Annotated in this window: 20 protein-coding genes; 5 read left to right on the top strand and 15 right to left on the bottom strand. The window is 58.2% G+C overall.

Annotated features, from left to right (window positions below; genetic code table 11):
* The first annotated feature begins 31 nt into the window (after nucleotides 1–31).
* Nucleotides 32–1,132 (top strand): ABC transporter ATP-binding protein, encoded by a 1,101-nt coding sequence (locus ED661_RS16620; RefSeq protein ID WP_122075178.1) that lies wholly within the window; start codon nucleotides 32–34, stop codon nucleotides 1,130–1,132.
* Nucleotides 1,133–1,153: 21 nt separating this feature from the next.
* On the opposite strand, the gene ED661_RS16615 is transcribed toward ED661_RS16620, so the two are convergent.
* Entirely contained in the window at nucleotides 1,154–1,840 is a 687-nt protein-coding gene (locus ED661_RS16615; protein WP_122075176.1) for a YafY family protein, read from the bottom strand.
* 69 nt (nucleotides 1,841–1,909) lie between these two features.
* Nucleotides 1,910–2,221 (bottom strand): hypothetical protein, encoded by a 312-nt coding sequence (locus ED661_RS16610; RefSeq protein WP_122075485.1) that lies wholly within the window; start codon nucleotides 2,219–2,221, stop codon nucleotides 1,910–1,912.
* A gap of 221 nt (nucleotides 2,222–2,442) precedes the next feature.
* On the opposite strand from ED661_RS16610, the gene ED661_RS16605 reads away from it, so the two are divergent.
* The 4 genes from ED661_RS16605 to ED661_RS16590 all read left to right on the top strand — a co-directional run bounded on the left by ED661_RS16605 (nucleotide 2,443) and on the right by ED661_RS16590 (nucleotide 5,244).
* Nucleotides 2,443–2,658 (top strand): twin-arginine translocase TatA/TatE family subunit, encoded by a 216-nt coding sequence (locus ED661_RS16605; RefSeq protein WP_009808896.1) that lies wholly within the window; start codon nucleotides 2,443–2,445, stop codon nucleotides 2,656–2,658.
* A gap of 6 nt (nucleotides 2,659–2,664) precedes the next feature.
* Nucleotides 2,665–3,195, top strand: a complete 531-nt coding sequence (gene tatB / locus ED661_RS16600) for a Sec-independent protein translocase protein TatB (RefSeq protein ID WP_122075174.1) — start codon at nucleotides 2,665–2,667, stop codon at nucleotides 3,193–3,195.
* Entirely contained in the window at nucleotides 3,192–4,136 is a 945-nt protein-coding gene (locus ED661_RS16595) for a twin-arginine translocase subunit TatC (RefSeq protein ID WP_122075172.1), read from the top strand. Before tatB ends, ED661_RS16595 begins: the two co-directional genes overlap by 4 nt.
* A 262-nt stretch (nucleotides 4,137–4,398) precedes the next feature.
* Nucleotides 4,399–5,244, top strand: coding sequence for an ATP-binding protein (locus ED661_RS16590; RefSeq protein ID WP_122075170.1), 846 nt, complete (start codon nucleotides 4,399–4,401; stop codon nucleotides 5,242–5,244).
* Here ED661_RS16590 and ED661_RS21975 read toward each other — a convergent pair.
* From ED661_RS21975 to ED661_RS16525, 13 genes are all read right to left on the bottom strand, one after another.
* Entirely contained in the window at nucleotides 5,220–5,426 is a 207-nt protein-coding gene (locus ED661_RS21975) for a hypothetical protein (RefSeq protein WP_162930155.1), read from the bottom strand. The genes ED661_RS16590 and ED661_RS21975 overlap by 25 nt on opposite strands.
* A gap of 236 nt (nucleotides 5,427–5,662) precedes the next feature.
* Nucleotides 5,663–6,037, bottom strand: coding sequence for a hypothetical protein (locus ED661_RS16580; RefSeq protein ID WP_122075166.1), 375 nt, complete (start codon nucleotides 6,035–6,037; stop codon nucleotides 5,663–5,665).
* Nucleotides 6,038–6,175: 138 nt separating this feature from the next.
* Nucleotides 6,176–7,405: a peptidoglycan DD-metalloendopeptidase family protein gene (locus tag ED661_RS16575; RefSeq protein WP_122075164.1), complete on the bottom strand. Its 1,230-nt coding sequence runs from the start codon at nucleotides 7,403–7,405 to the stop codon at nucleotides 6,176–6,178.
* Between the two features lie 148 nt (nucleotides 7,406–7,553).
* Nucleotides 7,554–8,201, bottom strand: coding sequence for a protein-L-isoaspartate(D-aspartate) O-methyltransferase (locus ED661_RS16570; RefSeq protein WP_122075162.1), 648 nt, complete (start codon nucleotides 8,199–8,201; stop codon nucleotides 7,554–7,556).
* Nucleotides 8,198–8,980 (bottom strand): 5'/3'-nucleotidase SurE, encoded by a 783-nt coding sequence (gene surE / locus ED661_RS16565; RefSeq protein WP_122075160.1) that lies wholly within the window; start codon nucleotides 8,978–8,980, stop codon nucleotides 8,198–8,200. Before surE ends, ED661_RS16570 begins: the two co-directional genes overlap by 4 nt.
* Nucleotides 8,981–9,411: 431 nt before the next feature.
* Nucleotides 9,412–10,056, bottom strand: a complete 645-nt coding sequence (locus ED661_RS16560; protein WP_122075158.1) for an SDR family oxidoreductase — start codon at nucleotides 10,054–10,056, stop codon at nucleotides 9,412–9,414.
* Nucleotides 10,057–10,210: 154 nt separating this feature from the next.
* Nucleotides 10,211–10,477, bottom strand: coding sequence for a hypothetical protein (locus ED661_RS16555; protein WP_122075156.1), 267 nt, complete (start codon nucleotides 10,475–10,477; stop codon nucleotides 10,211–10,213).
* Nucleotides 10,478–10,894: 417 nt separating this feature from the next.
* Entirely contained in the window at nucleotides 10,895–11,437 is a 543-nt protein-coding gene (locus tag ED661_RS16550) for a DUF2199 domain-containing protein (protein ID WP_122075154.1), read from the bottom strand.
* Nucleotides 11,438–11,654: 217 nt separating this feature from the next.
* Complete coding sequence (gene purF, locus ED661_RS16545) at nucleotides 11,655–13,175, bottom strand: amidophosphoribosyltransferase (RefSeq protein WP_122075152.1); 1,521 nt, start codon at nucleotides 13,173–13,175, stop codon at nucleotides 11,655–11,657.
* Nucleotides 13,176–13,518: 343 nt separating this feature from the next.
* Complete coding sequence (locus tag ED661_RS16540; protein ID WP_122075150.1) at nucleotides 13,519–14,208, bottom strand: Hint domain-containing protein; 690 nt, start codon at nucleotides 14,206–14,208, stop codon at nucleotides 13,519–13,521.
* Between the two features lie 393 nt (nucleotides 14,209–14,601).
* On the bottom strand, nucleotides 14,602–15,156 hold the full coding sequence (locus ED661_RS16535; protein ID WP_122075149.1) for a CvpA family protein: 555 nt from the start codon (nucleotides 15,154–15,156) through the stop codon (nucleotides 14,602–14,604).
* Nucleotides 15,157–15,195: 39 nt separating this feature from the next.
* Complete coding sequence (gene radA / locus ED661_RS16530; RefSeq protein ID WP_122075147.1) at nucleotides 15,196–16,563, bottom strand: DNA repair protein RadA; 1,368 nt, start codon at nucleotides 16,561–16,563, stop codon at nucleotides 15,196–15,198.
* 154 nt (nucleotides 16,564–16,717) lie between these two features.
* On the bottom strand, nucleotides 16,718–17,164 hold the full coding sequence (locus tag ED661_RS16525) for a paraquat-inducible protein A (protein WP_122075145.1): 447 nt from the start codon (nucleotides 17,162–17,164) through the stop codon (nucleotides 16,718–16,720).
* Nucleotides 17,165–17,249 lie beyond the last annotated feature (85 nt).

Raw genomic sequence — 17,249 nt, 5'->3', positions numbered from 1 at the left:
GATTTTTTGGTCGGAAATACTGCGAGGCCAAATGAGCACAGAGACCCCCAAAATCAGCGCGCCGGTGCCGCGGCTCGAAATCCGCAATATCCACCGCTATTTCGACGGTCGCGCAGTGGTGGATGATGTGTCTTTGCAGATCCAGGCGGGGCAGGTGACCTGCCTGTTGGGGCCTTCGGGTTGTGGTAAATCCACCACCCTGCGGATGATCGCGGGCGTCGAGATGCAGGACAGCGGCGAGATCTATGTCGATGGTAAACTGATCTGCGACACGGTGTTTCGGGTGCCGCCAGAGCGGCGCGAAATTGGCCTGATGTTTCAGGATTTTGCGCTGTTCCCGCATCTGAGCGTGGCGGAAAATGTTTCCTTTGGCCTAAAAGGAAGCAAGGACGCAAAACGCACGCGCGTAGAGGAACTGCTGCAAAAAGTATCGCTGACGCGCTTCATTGACGAGTTCCCCCACCAGCTGTCCGGCGGGGAGCAGCAGCGTGTTGCCCTGGCACGCGCGTTGGCACCGCGCCCGCGCATCATGCTGATGGATGAGCCCTTCTCGGGCCTCGACAACCGGCTGCGTGATGGCATCCGCGACGAGACGCTGACACTGCTGAAAGAAGAAGACGCCGCCGTTCTGTTGGTCACGCACGAGCCGGAAGAGGCCATGCGCATGGCTGACGAGATCGCGCTGATGCGTGGAGGCAAGATCGTCCAGCAGGGCGCGCCCTATAATGTCTATACCCGGCCCAGCGATAAGGCGTCAGTGGCGTTCTTTAGTGATATCAATGTTTTGAAGTCACAAGTTAACGGTGCGTTAGCCGAGACGCCTTTTGGCCAGTTCCTGGCGCCGGGCATCCCGGATCGCACCGATGTGGATATCGTCTTTCGCCCACAGCATGTGCGGATTGATTTTGACCGCTCAGGCAAGGGGCCTCTGCCCACGGCCACCGATGGTGTGCCATCCCGCGCTGTGGTGAAACGGGCGCGCTATCTGGGACATGAAAGCCTGGTGGAATTTCAGATGGATTATGATGGCTCGGTGCTCAAGGTGACGGTGCCACGGGTCTTCCTGCCGGAAGTGGGACGGGTGATGTGGTTGACCGTGCCGCGTAACCGCTGTTTTGTCTTCCCGGCCTGAACCAGTCCCATCTGATCCAACTCAGCCTTCGCCCTTGTCGCGGTGGGGGTCGTAGTCGGCCAGGGTCTTGCCCGGCTCATCCAGAAACAGCTCGGGCAGGGCGCGCACTTCTTCGATCAGGTCAACGCGAAACACCCGGAAATCGCCACGTGTCTCGCACCAGGCGGTCAGGGTCCAGACGCGTCCCCAGTATTCCATATGCAGCGGTCGTATGGTGCGGTGGGTCAGCGTGCCATCCAGGCGGCGATAGTGCAGCGCCAGCTTTTGCCGGGATTTGATCGCCGCCCGCAGGGTGGGCATATGGGCAAAGCCACGGGCCACATCGGCAAAGGGGTAGACGGCAAACTTCCAGGCGTCGGCCTCTGCAATCACCTCGGTGGGCAGCACCGCATCGACCTTGGCCGCCAGCGATTGCGCCGCTGATTTCAGATCCGCATCCGCGGCCTCTGCGACGATGGCCATGCCCAGGTTCAGGGCTTCCAGCTCCTCAGGCGTGAGGGTCAGCGGCGGCAGGGTGATCTGTTCGCGCACCATGTAGCCAACGCCGCGCTCGCCCTCAACCGGAACACCAGAGGCCACAAGCGTGTCCATATCGCGGTAGATCGTGCGGGTGGAGACCTCGAGCCGCGCGGCTATGTCCCGGGCGAGATGGAGTTTTCCATCACGCAGGATCTGGATGATCTCAAAAAGGCGATCGGTGCGGCGCATGGGAGTACCCTTGGCGCAGAGGTGGGGGCCGCGTCAAGAGGACGGCCCCCGCCCAGTTGATTGGAGGGATCAGTTGGGGGCCAGGGTCCAGTGAATGGTCTCGTGGCGGATCGAGACGCTGTCAGGGGCGATGGCGGCCATCAGGGCTGGGACAAACTCCTGTTTGCCAAAGTCTTCAGCCATTTTTAGAGCAGTCTCCATGTCCTTCCAGATCACCGTATCGGTCCAGGACCCGTCGCTGCCACAGCTGAGGCGACGAAAGATAAAGCCCGGATTGGCGCGCACAAACCCCTCGCTGGCCTGACTCAGCGTGACGAATTCCTCTGGCGTGACGCCCTTGTTCAGGGTGAAGGTGACGGTTTCAGCGACGTGTTGTATCATATCAAACTCCTTTTGTTGATGGCGGTTCTCTAGCAACCTACAACTGACATAAACCTGTCAGTTGAGTTTGAGCTGGCGCGAAAAACGCTGTTTTTGCATGCGCAGCAGAGCGCAATTTCGCTCTCCGCTCTTTGCGCGCCCTTAGGAGACGCGTAGAACCCTTGGTCAGAGAATTAGTGAGCCGATGCATTGCGCATTGGCAAAGTGAAGGAGAGTTTCACATGCTTAACAATATTGGTCTTCCAGGCATCCTGCTTATCGCTGTTGTGGTTCTGGTGCTGTTTGGTCGCGGCAAAATCAGCTCGCTTATGGGCGAAGTTGGCAAGGGCATCACTTCGTTCAAAAAGGGCGTAAGCGAAGGCACCGCGGAACTGGAAGAAGATGCAGCTGCTGAAGCCAAGGACGTGACCCCTGAAGCCGACAAAGACAAGGCGTAAGCGCCGATGTTTGATCTTGGGTTAACCGAAATTTTGGTTATTGGCGTTGTGGCGCTGATCGTTGTCGGGCCCAAAGACCTGCCAGTGATGTTTCGCAATGTCGGACGCTTTGTGGGCAAGGCCAAGGGCATGGCGCGCGAGTTCAGCTCGGCGATGAACGATGCGGCTGACGAAAGTGGCGTGCGGGATGTAGCCAAGGGGCTGAAGGCGGCGACCAATCCGGTTGGCACCGCAATGGACGGGGTGAAAGAGGCGGCGCAGGAGATGGCAAAATCTATCGATCCGACCAAATCCATCGATCCGACCTCCTTTAAACCAGGCACCGAGACCGGGAAAATGGCTGTTGAGCGGGCGCTGGAGGCCAAGAAAATTCAGGCCGCAACCGCCCGTGCGGCGGCAGAACGCAAGGCCCGCGAAGCAAGTGAGGCCCTGGCTCATGCCGAGGCGGCAGAAGCCGCCGTGGAGGTGGCGCCCGAACAGCCAAGCAGCGCAGAGCCCGCCGTGGGACCATCTGAGGGAAGTGAGGCCAAAACATGAGCCAGAGCGAAGAGGTTGAAGATTCAACCGCCCCGCTGATCGAGCATCTGGCCGAACTGCGCACTCGGCTGATCCGGTCGGTGATTGCTTTTGCGGTGGGGGTCATTCTGGCCTTTGTCGTGGCAGAGCCAATCCTGCAGTTCCTGGTGCAGCCGATCGAGGAAACCCTGCGGGCACTGGGGGATCCGTCGCCGACACTGCAATATACCTCGCCGCAGGAGTACCTGTTCACGCTGTTCCGTATCTCCATGGTCTTTGGCTTTGCCCTGTCATTCCCGATGATTGGCTATCAGCTGTGGCGTTTTGTGGCGCCAGGTCTCTACAAAACAGAAAAAGGCGCTTTTCTACCCTTCCTGATTGCCTCGCCCTTTATGTTCCTGCTTGGCGCGACCTTTGCCCAGCTGGTGGTGACACCGCTGGCGATGCAGTTCTTTCTTGGCTTTGCCGATGTCAGCTCGATCTTTGCCAATCTGCTGTCGCAGGCGGCAGGGGATGTGGCGGGATCTGTCCCTGAGGGAGTGAGTGTCGATACTGCGGTGGTGCCTGCCAGTACGGATGGAGTAAAAATCACCTTCTTTGGCAAGGTGAATGAGAGCCTGGACATCACGCTGAAGTTCATCATGGCCTTTGGTCTGTGTTTCCAGCTGCCGGTTTTGCTGACCCTGATGGGCAAGGCAGGTCTGGTCAGCGCAGACGGGCTGGCGGCGATGCGCAAATATGCAGTTGTTGCCATCCTGGTGCTGGCGGCCCTGGTGACCCCACCGGATGTGATCACTCAGATGATCCTTTTTGTTGTGGTCTATGGTCTTTATGAGATCTCAATCTTCCTGGTGCGCCGGGTTGAGAGCAAGCGCGAAGAAAAGCTGCGCGCCGAGGGCTACTACGATGATGAGGATGAAGATCCTCTGATGGCCGAGTTTGATGAGGATGAGGACAAGTAAGCCGGTGATCGCAAGGCGACGATCATTGACAGCTCTGAGGCGCGCCAGCTCAAGGCGCGCCTCGTTTTGTTTTGTAGTGGGGGCTCTGCCCCCTCGCGCCCTAGGGGCGCTCACCCCCGGAATATTTTGGGAAAGATGATGACCTAAGGGCAATGCGGTGGCGTTTTTGTTTGGAGTGTTGTGGCGCAAAACGGAGGCGTGAGCACTTGTGGCCGAGGCGGGAACGTGGTTTCAAAACCACAATTGCTGATGGAGGCCGGATATGGACGAACAAACACTGACCCGCATTGCCGAAGCACTGGAGCGGATCTCCCCGGCACCGCTGGAAGCGCCGGATTTTGCGGCGGCTTCGGCCTTTGTCTGGCATACCGCTCCGGATCGGTTGGAGCCGGTGGTGCAGGTCAACCGGGTGGATCTTGAGCTACTGATTGGCATCGAGCGGTCCCGCGATACGCTGTTGGAAAACACCCGGCGTTTTGCCCGTGGTGAGGCCGCAAACAACGCGCTTTTGTGGGGCGCGCGAGGCATGGGGAAGTCCAGTCTGGTCAAGGCCATTCATGGGGCGCTTTTGCCGGATCATGGGGATCTGAAACTGGTGGAGTTGCAACGCGAAGATCTGCCTTCGGTGGTGCGGTTGCTCAATCATCTGCGACAGGCACCCTACCAGTTTATCCTGTTTTGCGATGATTTGTCCTTTAGCCATGATGACCAGCATTACAAAAGCCTAAAGGCGGTGCTGGATGGCGGCATTGAGGGGCGGCCAGAGAATGTGGTGTTCTTTGCCACTTCGAACCGGCGTCACCTGATGCCGCGCGACATGATCGAGAATGAGCGTTCCAGCGCCATCAACCCGTCGGAAGCTGTGGAAGAAAAGGTCTCGCTGTCGGATCGCTTTGGTCTGTGGCTGGGCTTCCACCCCTGTGATCAGGACGAATTTCTCGCCATGATTTCAGGCTATTGTCAAGCCTACGGTGTGGATGTCGATGCCGAGACCCTGCGGGCCGAGGCGATTGAGTGGCAGGCCACGCGCGGAGCGCGTTCGGGCCGGGTGGCCTGGCAGTATTTTACCGATCTGGCGGGGCGTCACGGGGTGTCATTGACCAGATGAAGCCGCGCTCTTTGGCTCTGGTTGCCAAACCGGAAGACCATCAACGTTCCGGTTTCATTGATGGTAATGTCTCCTTTTTGGTTGATGCCAGCCATACCCTGGTTGAATTTGGCGATCCAGCCGCGCCGCGCCTTGTGGTTTGGCTGAAGTTTGAACACCGCAGGGCCATTGGCAAGATCCATCTGTATCAGGCTGCAGTCCGGACTGAATCGGGCCTTGCCGCGAAAAAAATCATCAAAGCTGTATTTTTAGGTTTTTCCCGCCATCGGGCAGGCGCCTGTCTCTGCTGAACTGGGGGTAGGTACAGAAAAGGCAAGGAGAAATCCGGTAATGAGCAGACGTGGCAAGGCAGCCATTGCAAAAGCGCTCCTAGGTTAGTTGATTGTCACAAAGGTTTGATTGCAGTTCGGCCTGCGCATCACTGAGTGTCTCTGACCGGATACAGCCGCGTTTTTGCATCTAGAAATGTCAAACGCGTTCCCGTTTCATTGATCTTGAGGCTGCCGGTATCCTTGCCGTTTCGTGTTGGCCTGTTGTTGACAGTGAAATTGGCGATCCAGCCGCGCCCATTCGGGTTTCGTTCAAGGAAAAAATACTCTGGTCTCATAGGAAGTTCGATGAGCCCAAAGCTGCATTCTGCGTTGAACCGGATCTTACCTCTGAGCTTTTCGTTGAAGCGAAACTTGTAGATTTTTCCAGCCATTGGGCAGGCAATGGCTTCGGCGGAGCTGCTGGTGGGCGCCGTAAAGGCGAGTAATACTCCGGCCATCAACAGGCGTAGAAAGGCAGTCATCTGAAAGACGCGCTCCAAAACGATTAGATTTAATCATAGAGGCTTAGCTGACAGGTCTGGCTGGCCAAAGGGTCTAATCAGTTTAGCGATAGCTAATTGTGAGCACAACCCTATGGAGAGGGGCGTGTTTTAGTAGGATCAGTTCAGATAGGGCAGCGGGTCGAGACTGTCATAGCCATTGCGAACTTCAAAATGCAGGGTCGCACCTTCGGTTTCTTGCAGGTTAGCAATGGTTTGCCCACGTTTGACGCGGTCGCCCTTGCTGACCAGGATTTTGTCGACATTGGCATAGATGGTCAGCAATTGCGGATCATGGCGGATGACAATGATCGGTACATTCTGAGAATCCTTGGTGATGGCTGCAACCGTCCCGGCTTCAGCTGCCTTGACTGGCGCGCCGGAGGCAGCAGCAATGTCGATGCCATCGTTGCGCCCCTTGGCATAGGTCTTGACGATTTTGCCCTGAACGGGATAGGCCATGGCGCTTTGGCTGGCACGGCTGGGGGCGGGGACGTCGACGCTGGGCAGGTTTTGTGAGGCGACATTGGCCGGTGCCAGATCTTCCTCCGGCAGCGGCTTTGTTGCGCTTGGTGGCGTCGGTGTGGCGCTGCCCTCGCCAGGGGCGGTGGTGGCTAGGGGGGCCGGGGTGCGAGACCGTTGTTGGTCTTTGAGCGGGATCAGCAGGTGCTGACCTTCACGGATGGCAAAATCACTGCCCAAACCATTCCATTCCGCCAGGGATTTTACCGGCACCTGGTAGAGGCGGGAAATTGTATAGGCGGTTTCGCCACGCACGACCTTGTGGCGCACGGGTTCGGGGCCTGCCTGAACGGCGGCGGGTTTGTCCTGTGCCGTAGGCTGGAGATTGGTGGTGGTGACGGAGCCGGGGTTGGGCGAGGTTGCAGCGGATGCATCAATGGCGCTGCCTGCCAAAGAGGCAATATCGACACCACCGGGTGAAGCCGTACCTGCAGCAGCAGGCAGGCTGTCTGGTGCACGGCGGGGCAGGGCGAGGATCTCTCCCTTTCGCAGGGTATCCCCAGGCTGCATGCCGTTGAACCGCGCCACGTCCTCTACTGGCAGGCCAATGCGGGAGGCGACATCCGATACCGTATCACCGCGTTCGGCCACTGCAACTTGATAAGAAGGATAGGTGATCAGGCCGCGCGCATCCGCAGCAGGGCGGTTGGTGGTGGCACTTTGTGCTGCGGCAGAAGTGTTAAAGCCACCGATCTGGCCACGCAGATCGTAATCCAGCGGTCCATCACATGCGGCCAGTAAGACCAGCATGGGAAGCGCTGTCAGCGCCGTCCGACGACGGCCTGCAAAGCCAAGCTTGGGGCTGCCTGTAGTGCTGCCTGTTGTCATGCTGTCCTCATTCCTTGTCGCGCTTTTGCCTTATCGTGCTTTTAGGCGCTGGATCTTTGCCAGTCTTAAGGCCTCTTGTGCCGCTGCAAAGGCCTAGGTCAATGGTTTTCTGCAGTTCTCGCTGCAATCGGCGCGGCTTTGCCTGAAATTAGGCGTCTTTGCCCAATCCTTCCAGCAGGGGAACAAAGCGGACCGGGCGTAGCTCATCATAATCGAGGCCGTCTTCGGTTTTGCGCACTCTGATCAGCGTCTGCACCGCATCGGATTGCCCAACGGGAACAACCATGATGCCACCGGGCTTGAGCTGCGCCAGCAGTGGGCCAGGCGGATCTTCGGCGGCGGCGGTGACGATGATCCGGTCAAAGGGGGCCTGATCGGGCAAGCCAAAACTGCCATCGCCAACCAAAGAGGTGACATTTGGCAGTTGCAGAGCCTCAAAGATCTGTCGGGCTTCACGCACCAATCGGGCGTGGCGGTCGATGGTGTAAACCCGGCGGGCGAGTTTCGCCAGAATGGCTGCCTGATAACCCGAGCCGGTGCCGACCTCTAGAACCGTGTCACGCGGAGAGACCTGCAGGGCCTGGGTCATCAGCCCGACGACTGAGGGCTGAGAGATGGTCTGACCGCAGGCAATGGGCAGAGGGGTGTCCTCATAGGCACGCTCAGAGAAAATGCCGCGCACAAAGGGGCCTCGGTCGATCTGCTCCATGGCTTCAAGCACGCGCGTGTCCGTCACCCCGCGTGAGCGCAGTGCAAATAGAAACTGCATTTTTGTCTCCGGGTCCGGGCTGCTCATTCGATTTCTTTGAACCCATCTAGCACATCATGAGCGGTCAAATCCGCACGCATCGGTGTCACCGAGACATAGCCGTTCAAGTTGACGCTGGCGTCACTGTCTGGCGCGGTCTGGATGTGCTGATCGCCTCCCCGGATCCACAGGTAACGCCGACCAGTCGGCGAGAGCTGCTCTTCGGCGGAGAAGTGACTGCCTCGACGAAAGCCCTGACGCACGACCCTAGTGCCCTTGACCGCCTGGGCCGGGACAGGGGGGAAGTTGATATTGTAAAACAACCGGTAGTCTTGCTGGTCCGCAGGATCCGCCGCGAGGATTTTGCGCACAACTGCGGCCCCATGTTGGGCGGAGGCCTCAAACGGGTCATCCAGATCCTTGTTATGGGGGCCAAAATATTGCGACAGCGCCATGGCGGGAATGCCCTGCAAGGCCGCCTCCATCGCGCCACCCAGGGTGCCCGAGTAGAGTGCGTTTTCCGCAGAGTTATTGCCTCTGTTGACGCCGGAGAGGACGAGGTCCGGGCGATGATCCTTCATCGCCACGTGAATGCCCGCCAATACACAATCAGCAGGGGAGCCTTCGGCGGCATAGCGGCGCGGTGCCAGCTGGCTGAGCATGGATGGGCGGGTATAGCTGATGCAATGGCCGACGCCGGATTGCTCAAAGGCGGGGGCTACGGTCCAGACCTCGCCCTCCGGTCCGGCAAGTTCCTGGGCGATCTGTTCCAGCACCACAAGGCCGGGGGCACTGATGCCGTCATCATTGGTAATGAGAATGCGCATGAAATCCCCCGCAGCTGTTTAGATCTGAATAGGCATTGGTACAATTGGGGGCAAGTGTTTCGATCCATTCACAGAGACGACGCTGCGGGGGATCTGGTAGCTGTGCCACAGGTTTGGCTGCTTTGTCTGCGCATTTCGAAAAATGGATCATGGGTTTGATTGTGAAAGAACGGCCTTCACATAGGACAGCATACGCAGGCCAATCAGAACATGTCCAACGAAACGGGAAAGCTCCCGCGCGGGTCGGTGCTTTTGCAAAGCCCCTCTCCCCTTGGGCCCGGCAGGCTTCGCCTGCGGTTGCATGACTTCGCCGGCCAAATGCGCTGCCGCGCCGCGCGATAGCGCGGCGCTGGGCCCAAGGCTGGATCTGGGGGCTATGCCCCAAGGCTCAGGGGCGGGAGCGCTTGCTTTGCGCTCACGATTCTGTGGGGTTAGTTTACGATCTCAGGCAGCAGGCGGGCGGCTTCATCATGGGTGTCGGCCAGCGGGGCGCGATCTTCACCGGGGAAGAAACGGGCGCGCAGGGCGGTGGGCATCGCCTGAGGCGCCAGGATCTTGACCCCAGGGCCGGTGTTGACGGTTTCCGCCTGCCAGCTGCGCGCCAAAGCCATTTGCGCGGCTTTGGTGGCCCCATAGCTGCCAAAGAACTTCTCACCGGCGCGCGGATCATCAAAGAACACGGCTCGACCCGATTGGCCCAGCAGCGGCGCCACATAGGGAATCAGGATCGAAGGCGCCGTAGCATTGACCGCGATGGATTTGCTCCAGTCCTTTTCCCCCACCGAGGACGCCGGGGTGAGCGGAGCCGCATGGATTGCGGTATGCAGCCACAGATCAAGATGCCCCCAACGATCATGGATGCCACGGCAGAGGGTTGCCATTGCGGCGGTCTGGGTAATGTCCATCGGTGCCAATGTGGCCGATCCGCCAAGCGCCTTGATGCGATCATCCAGTTCCTCGAGCGCACCGGTGGTGCGCGCAACGGCGACGATGTGATGCGTGGGCGCCAAGGCTTCGGCCAGAGCTGCCCCAAGGCCGCGTGACGCGCCAGTGATAAGAGCGATTTTCTGTGTCATGAGCCGACTTTTGATCCGCTTGAGGCAGAGGGTCAAGTCTCCATCTTGGCACAGGTGCAATATGTCAGCACAGAATTGCGGCAGGTTTGGCCACCGCTGGGCCTTTAGACTGTGCTTCTTTGAACAGCCCGCGCCACTCCGGTTAAAAAACAGCCTAACTCCCGGGCATTTCGAACCTTTGACTGCGGCCGGATTTCTCCAGCACCAGGCCGCCTGCATCAATGCCAAGCACCCGGCCCTGAGCGAGCCTGCTGCCGGTTTTGACCGTTTTCACCCGGCCACTGGGCAGACGCACCATGGCTTGAAGGTTGTTCTCGGCACCAAAAAGCCCCAACAGGCTGAGCCTGCGGTGGGGGAGGGCATTGGACTGGGTGGCTTGTTTTGCAACGCGCGAAGGCGTTTCTGAGGTGGATTGTGTCATGTTCAGCTTTTTGGGTGTCGTCGACCGCAGCACGGCAAAGACAAGAGAAGAAGGAAGGCAGAAGCCCTGGCCGAAACCAGGGGCCGATCCCGAGGCTTGGGCCTGGGAATAGGATTGGGCGGAGATAGGGGCTACCGAACCGGAGAGCGAGAGGGAATTGCGGCCAACGCAGCATGTCAGAGCGACAGATCGGCAAAGCCTTGCATCGGGGCCCGTAAACTGGCGGGCTTTTGCCGATGAGTTTGAGGCGGTGGACTATTACAAACCAACTGGGCGGGGCTGACTTGATATTTTTTGCTCAGAACAGGTCCGGAACTGTTGCGAGCCTGATCAAGCAGACCCTGGTTTGAGGGCCATCAACCTGCCTATGCTGCCGGGGGCAGTAGATCCAGATCGAAGACATGGCTCAAGGGGCGCTCAGGAATCATAAACCAGTGAGGCCAGATCATGCCCATAGGTGTGCAGCAGCTCAAACATCTCTTCGAGCTGAGCACCGGCATGCTGAAGGGTCGACAGCGGATGATTGGGCTCAGAGACCTGCAGCTCGGGATATTGCCCCTCGGGGCGCATATGCAGCATGCAGGCAACGGGCATGCCATTGTCGGGCGGGATGGCATTGGCCAGCCAGGCCGGGCGGCTGCCCATGCTTTCGGTTTCCTGCATGTCCAGCAGGTCAAGGTAGGCATCAAAATCATCCACCCCGAGACTGGCCCAGGTGCCCAGAATGAACTCCTGCCCGTCGCTGTCCGCAAGCGGGATCGCCAGAACCGCCCGCACAAAGCGCAGCTCGCCAAGGCGGCAGAAATCATCGGTCAGAACATCGCCGGTCTGGGCCAGTACAGCCGAATTATCCTGCACCACCATATCTTCGGAGCACTGATCCGGGCGATCGCAGCTGAGGCTGAGCAGTTGCGCAAAGGTCGCGCCACAACAGCGGCACTGGCGCGTGGAAGTCAGCATACGGGCGAGATGGGCGTCCAAGGGGCGGATCTTTCGTAGGGCTCAAGCAGAGCGAGGTAGCAAAACAAAGGAAAGGCGCCGATCCTAGCGATCAGCGCCTCTCCCTATGACGTTGGGGCTCTCTTAGCCTGCTTACCCGGCAAGTTCAAACCCCCCATTCTCGCAGGTCTGCGAGCCGCCGTTCAGGGATTGCGTTAAGCAAAGTTTGGGCCGAGGCTCAGGTTGCCAGCTTCATGCTGTTCCAGGATTCACCGGGTGCGGGCATATCTTTGATCTTTTTGCTGACCCGGCCACTGGATTCGAGCGATTCCAGATAGTCTTCGGAGACGCTACCGGTGACATATTCACCGTTGAAGCAGGAACAATCAAAGGTGTCGATGTCCTTGTTGCCCTCATGCGCGGCCCAGACCAGATCTTCAAGCCGCTGATAAATAAGCGCATCGGCGCCCAGCTCCTGGCGGATTTCTTCGGTGGAACGCCCATCGGCGATCAGCTCATGCTTGGTGGGCATGTCGATGCCATAGACGTTTGGATATTTCACCGGTGGCGAAGCAGAGGCGATATAGACCTTCTTGGCACCGGCATCGCGGCACATCTGAACGATCTTTTGGATGGTATTGCCGCGCACGATGGAGTCATCAATCAGCAAGAGATTGAGCCCCTTCATCTCCAGCGGAATGGCGTTCAGCTTGCGGCGCACCGATTTCTGTCGCTCGGCCTGACCTGGCATGATGAAGGTCCGGCCAATGTAGCGATTCTTTACCAGACCTTCGCGGTAGCGAATGCCCATGGAGTTGGCGACTTCCAGCGCCACAGGGCGGGCAGAATCAGGCACGGGGATGATGCAGTCGATCTCCAGATCGGCTTCCTTGATCTGTTTGGCCAGGGTCTGCCCCATGCGCAGCTGGGTCTTATAGACCGAGATACCATCCAGCATCGAGTCCGGACGCGCCAGGTAGACATATTCAAAGATGCAAGGCGTCAGCGTGCCTTCAACTGCCTGGAAGCTGTGCATATTGCCCTCAAGGTCGATAAGAATCGCTTCGCCCGGGTTCACATCGCGCAGTTTTTCAAAACCGTTGATGCCAAAGGCCACGTCTTCAGAGGCAAAGGCATAGTCATCGCCTTCACCTTCGGCGTCGCGCCGGGCCACAGAGAGCGGGCGGATGCCATGGGGATCGCGGAAGGCCAACATGCCAACGCCGGCCACCATGCAGATCACCGAATAGGCGCCCTGAATGCGCTCCATGGTCATCTTTACGCCGGCAAAAAGGTTGCGGATCGGGTCTACCGTGCCGTTGACCTTGATGCTGTCAGAGATCTTATCCGCCAGAACATTGAGCAGGATTTCCGAGTCGGACGTGGTGCGCAGATGGCGGCTGTACTTGGCCGTTACCTTATCGCGCTGTTCCGCCGTATTGGTGATGTTTCCGTTATGCACCAGATAGATACCATAGGGTGCATTGACAAAAAACGGCTGCGCCTCAGAGGCGCTGAGCGATCCTGCTGTCGGGTACCGCACATGCCCGATACCGACCTTGCCGCGCAGGGTTTCGGCGTCAGAGGCGTTAAAGACATCTTTGACCAGACCGTTGGCTTTGCGTTCCCGAAAGAACTCGCCCGTATAGGTCACAATACCAGAGGCGTCCTGTCCACGATGTTGCAGCATAAGCAACCCGTCATAAAGTTCCGCAAAAACCTCGTCCTGTCGGCTTGCGATCCCCAAAATCCCGCACATTGAATGGCTCCAATTTCACTGTAGCGTTGCTGTCGGTTGCTGTCGGCCAGGGCGCTGCCCGCCTATCGCTGGGGCTTCCTAGCTCGGATGGCGCGCAGAATACAGAAGAAAGCTGGGTTTTTCCTGCGTCATTTTCTTTTGACTTGGAACGGGGCGAGTGTGTCGACGGGAACCTTTAGAGGCCTTCACAACTCAAAGGGCTGCCTGGGGCGTGTGAAAGGCCTTTCATCGCTTGCGCTTTGGGGCTTTGAAGACAACAAAAGGGGCGACCTTTTGGAAGGGCCGCCCGAGTTGGGGAGGAAAACTGTGGGGGCTGCGGATCTCCGCAATTGCCCGAAACTGATCAGGCAGCCTTTGGGGTGGCCTTGGGGGCCTCTAGGAGGTCCTTTAGCAAGTCTGGGAACTCGGCTTCTTTTTCTTCGAGACCGGTCAGAGCCAGAGCACGGCCCTCATCGCTGGCCAGGATTTGACGGGTTTCCGCCAGGGAGAGTTCCTTGAAAGCACCATCGGGGCCGCCTTCACCGGCCTGCATCAGCATGCCGCTTTCGGCCCAGATCAGCTCTTCTTCGGCGCATTCAATGTGGATACGACCCAGACGCTCGGGGCTCAGCGCCTTGATGCCCTGGTAACCAGCCAGCGAAATCAGTTTCACCAGAACCAGTGGCAGACCAAACAGACGTTCAACCGCGTCGAGTTCCAGGGCAACCATTTGATCCGCTGGCAGTTCCAGGTCACAGTCATTGCCCAGGGCACCTGCAGGAACATGCATCATGGTGGTCATGCGGGGCACTGCATGGCGCACTGTTTCGACTTCCTGGCAGCCGCCATCAAAGGTGTAGACCATATCGCCTGGCTTTACGTCACGGGCCTGAACAAAGCCGCGATCTGTTTCCACCAATGTCTGAGGCAGAAAGCCGCCTGTCTTGGCGCGCTGGGGGGCCTGAACCTCTGGCTCGGGGCGCACCATGGGGAAGTCCAACAAAAGGCCCACCGGCTGAAAATCGGCGAAAGTGTTGAAATGATCCAGGAGCATGGTGTCGATCCTTCTGAGCGAGAGTGCTGTTCGTCTTTGTTGATCCTATTTGGCCCCCGAATTGGGACGGAAATGGGGCAGGGGTGCGGCCAATTCCGTTCTTGGGCACTTTTTGGGCGACAAAAGTGGATTTTTCGCGCCTTTGTTAACCTTTCAAAGGGGGCACTTGAGGATTTTTTAAGAATCTCCCGACAATTCGAAGTTCCAAAATGTGACCAGAAAAAATGATTCTTAATGGTTAACAAAAGGTTAAAGGTTAACCGGTGTTGTTAACCCACCGTAAGGTGAGCTGTGGATAAAGCTGTGAAGCCTTTGCAGCACCACAGAAAAAGGGCGCCAATAAGGCGCCCTTTCAAATAGTCGGTTGGTTTACCTTGGTAAACAGATGCGGGCTTAGGTGCCGCAGGCGCCGATCAGGGCCTCATATTGCTGCGTAACCCAGCCCAGAGCCTGCTCGGGGTTGCGGTCTTCGATTTTGCCGATCATCCGCTCAAACACCGCGGCTGAGCGGCTCTCGTCAACCATTGTAAAGCTCTGGCCAGTCATCACCACATTATAGAGGAAGAAGGCAATCGCCACGAGCAGGATGCCCCGCAGCACGCCAAAGAAGAACCCAGCCCCCTGGTCTAGCCCGCCAAGCGCAGAGCGCTGCACCAGCGATGAGAACAGTGGTGTAAAGAAAGAGACCACGATCAGCGCCACTGCAAAGACAGCGGCAAAGGCGGCAATGATCGACAGTTCACAACTGTCAGAGATAAATTCGCCAATAACCGGGATCTCGGCCATCAGCGGTTCGACCTGGGGGGCGAACATAAAGGCTAGGACGCCGGCAGCAATCCACCCTGCAATCGCCATGGCTTCGCGGACAAAGCCACGCGAATAGGCCAGAAGCGCCGATAATACGATGACCAGGGCCACAACCCCGTCAATAATAGTGAAACCTTCCATGACCCTCGCCCGTTAGCCTGCATCAAAATTTTGGCAACTCTAGCCGGCTCCAAAGAATTCGCCAACAAATCCTGCCAGATCGGAGGCTTGGCGCAGGCCAAGACCCTTGATCGAAACAGATTTGCCACCGCTTGGAGCTATTGCAGAGGTGAAACCAAGTTTTTGCGCTTCTTTCAACCGGTTTTCTGTCTGTGGGGCGGGCCTTAGGGCGCCTGACAGCGATATTTCTCCAAAAACTGCCGTATCTGCCGGTAAGGCGACATCCTCCCGGGCGCTCAACAGTGCCGCTGCCACCGCCAGGTCTGCGGCGGGTTCGGAGATTTTCATGCCCCCTGCCACGTTGAGGTAGACATCCAATCCGGCAAAGGGGATGCCGCAGCGGGCCTCAAGCACCGCCAGGATCATCGCCAGACGGGAGCTGTCCCAACCCACCACGGCGCGGCGTGGTTGTGAATGGGGTGAGGGGGCAACCAGGGCCTGCATCTCCACCAGCACCGGACGGGTACCCTCAATGCCGGCAAAGACAACGGATCCGGGCGATGGCTCACCGCGGTCCGACAAAAACAGAGCCGAGGGGTTGGTGACCTCGGCCAGGCCGCAGCCGGTCATCTCAAAGACCCCTATCTCATCAGCCGGACCAAAGCGGTTTTTCACCGCTCGAAGGATGCGAAACTGGTGGCCACGTTCGCCTTCAAAATAGAGCACCGTGTCGACCATATGTTCGACAACCCGAGGGCCGGCGATTTGACCTTCCTTGGTGACATGGCCAACCATGATGATGGAAATGCCCTGGGCTTTGGCAAAGGTTGTCAGCTCATGGGCGGCGGCCCGAACCTGACTGACAGAACCCGGGGCGCTGTCGACGTGATCTGCCCACATTGTTTGAATGGAATCGATGATCGCCAGTTGTGGCCGTTCCGCCTCCAGGGTGGTCAGAATATCGCGCAGATTGGTTTCGGCGGCCAATTTGACCGGCGCCTGCGCCAGCCCCAGCCGCTGCGCCCGCATCCGGACCTGCGCCGAGGCCTCTTCGCCGCTGACATAGATTGTTTTCACCCCGGCCTGGGCAAAACGCGCGGCGGCCTGCAACAGCAGGGTTGATTTGCCAATCCCTGGGTCACCACCGACCAAAATGGCAGAGGCCGCCACCAGCCCCCCGCCGAGAACTCGGTCCAATTCTCCGACGCCACAGGTGGCGCGCGGTGGAGGGGTTTCTTCGGTAGAGAGATCCGACAGAGGAATGGTTTTTCCCCGCCGAATGCCCAGTGATTTCTTTGAAGGACCAGCTGAGGAGAGACCCTTGTCCTCAACAATGGTGTTCCATTCGCCGCAGCCTTCGCAACGACCGGACCATTTTGAAAAGCTCTCGCCACAGGCGGAACATGAGAATGTGTTTGATTTTGCCATAGGGCTTTCTGCCCTATGTTCCTACTTTGTTCAAGAGGTGCGAGGCTCTGCCTCGCGCTCCGGGATATTTTTGGCCAAATGAAGAGGAGGGTGTTTTCATTTGGCTAAAAGCATCCTGGGGGTGAGCGCCGAAGGCGTGAGGGGGCAAAGCCCTCTAATAGTTTGCACGGCGCAGGGATCGTTCTGTTAGCAGGCTGAGGATCAAGGAAGCGGCAATGCAGGCGGTGAACATATAGAGTCCCCAAGCCACCTCGATTGTCGCGTAGCCAATGCCCTTGGCCAGAGTGATGTAGAGCGCAATGAGGAATATATCTGCCATGGCGAGCTTGCCCAGAACATGCAGGACGGGCAGCACCTTGGTATCCAGAAGATCCCATTGCACCAGCGCTAGACCGATGGTCTTGAGGTAGGGAGCAAAAATCGCAAAGAAGGTGACGATCAAAGCCAAAGGTGCGTCGCTGCCCCAGAGGCTTTGCAACCCGGTGATCACAGAAATTTCACTCAGACCAAAGACCGGTAGCAGTCCGGCGCGCATCAAGGGGGCAAACCAGGCAATGGGATAGAGGATCAGCAATGAGAGAGTGGCTATTTGTAGGGTCATGGCGATCCGACAGCTGTGAAAACCAGTATTCGACTATTTTGCGCGCCCCTGACAACACTATGGTAGTCAGAGGCGAAGATATAGG

Source organism: Pseudophaeobacter sp. EL27 (genome assembly GCF_900313025.1).
Classification (GTDB): domain Bacteria; phylum Pseudomonadota; class Alphaproteobacteria; order Rhodobacterales; family Rhodobacteraceae; genus Pseudophaeobacter.
Note: the sequence above shows the minus strand (reverse complement) of the source record. Positions and strands in the feature narration are given on the sequence as shown.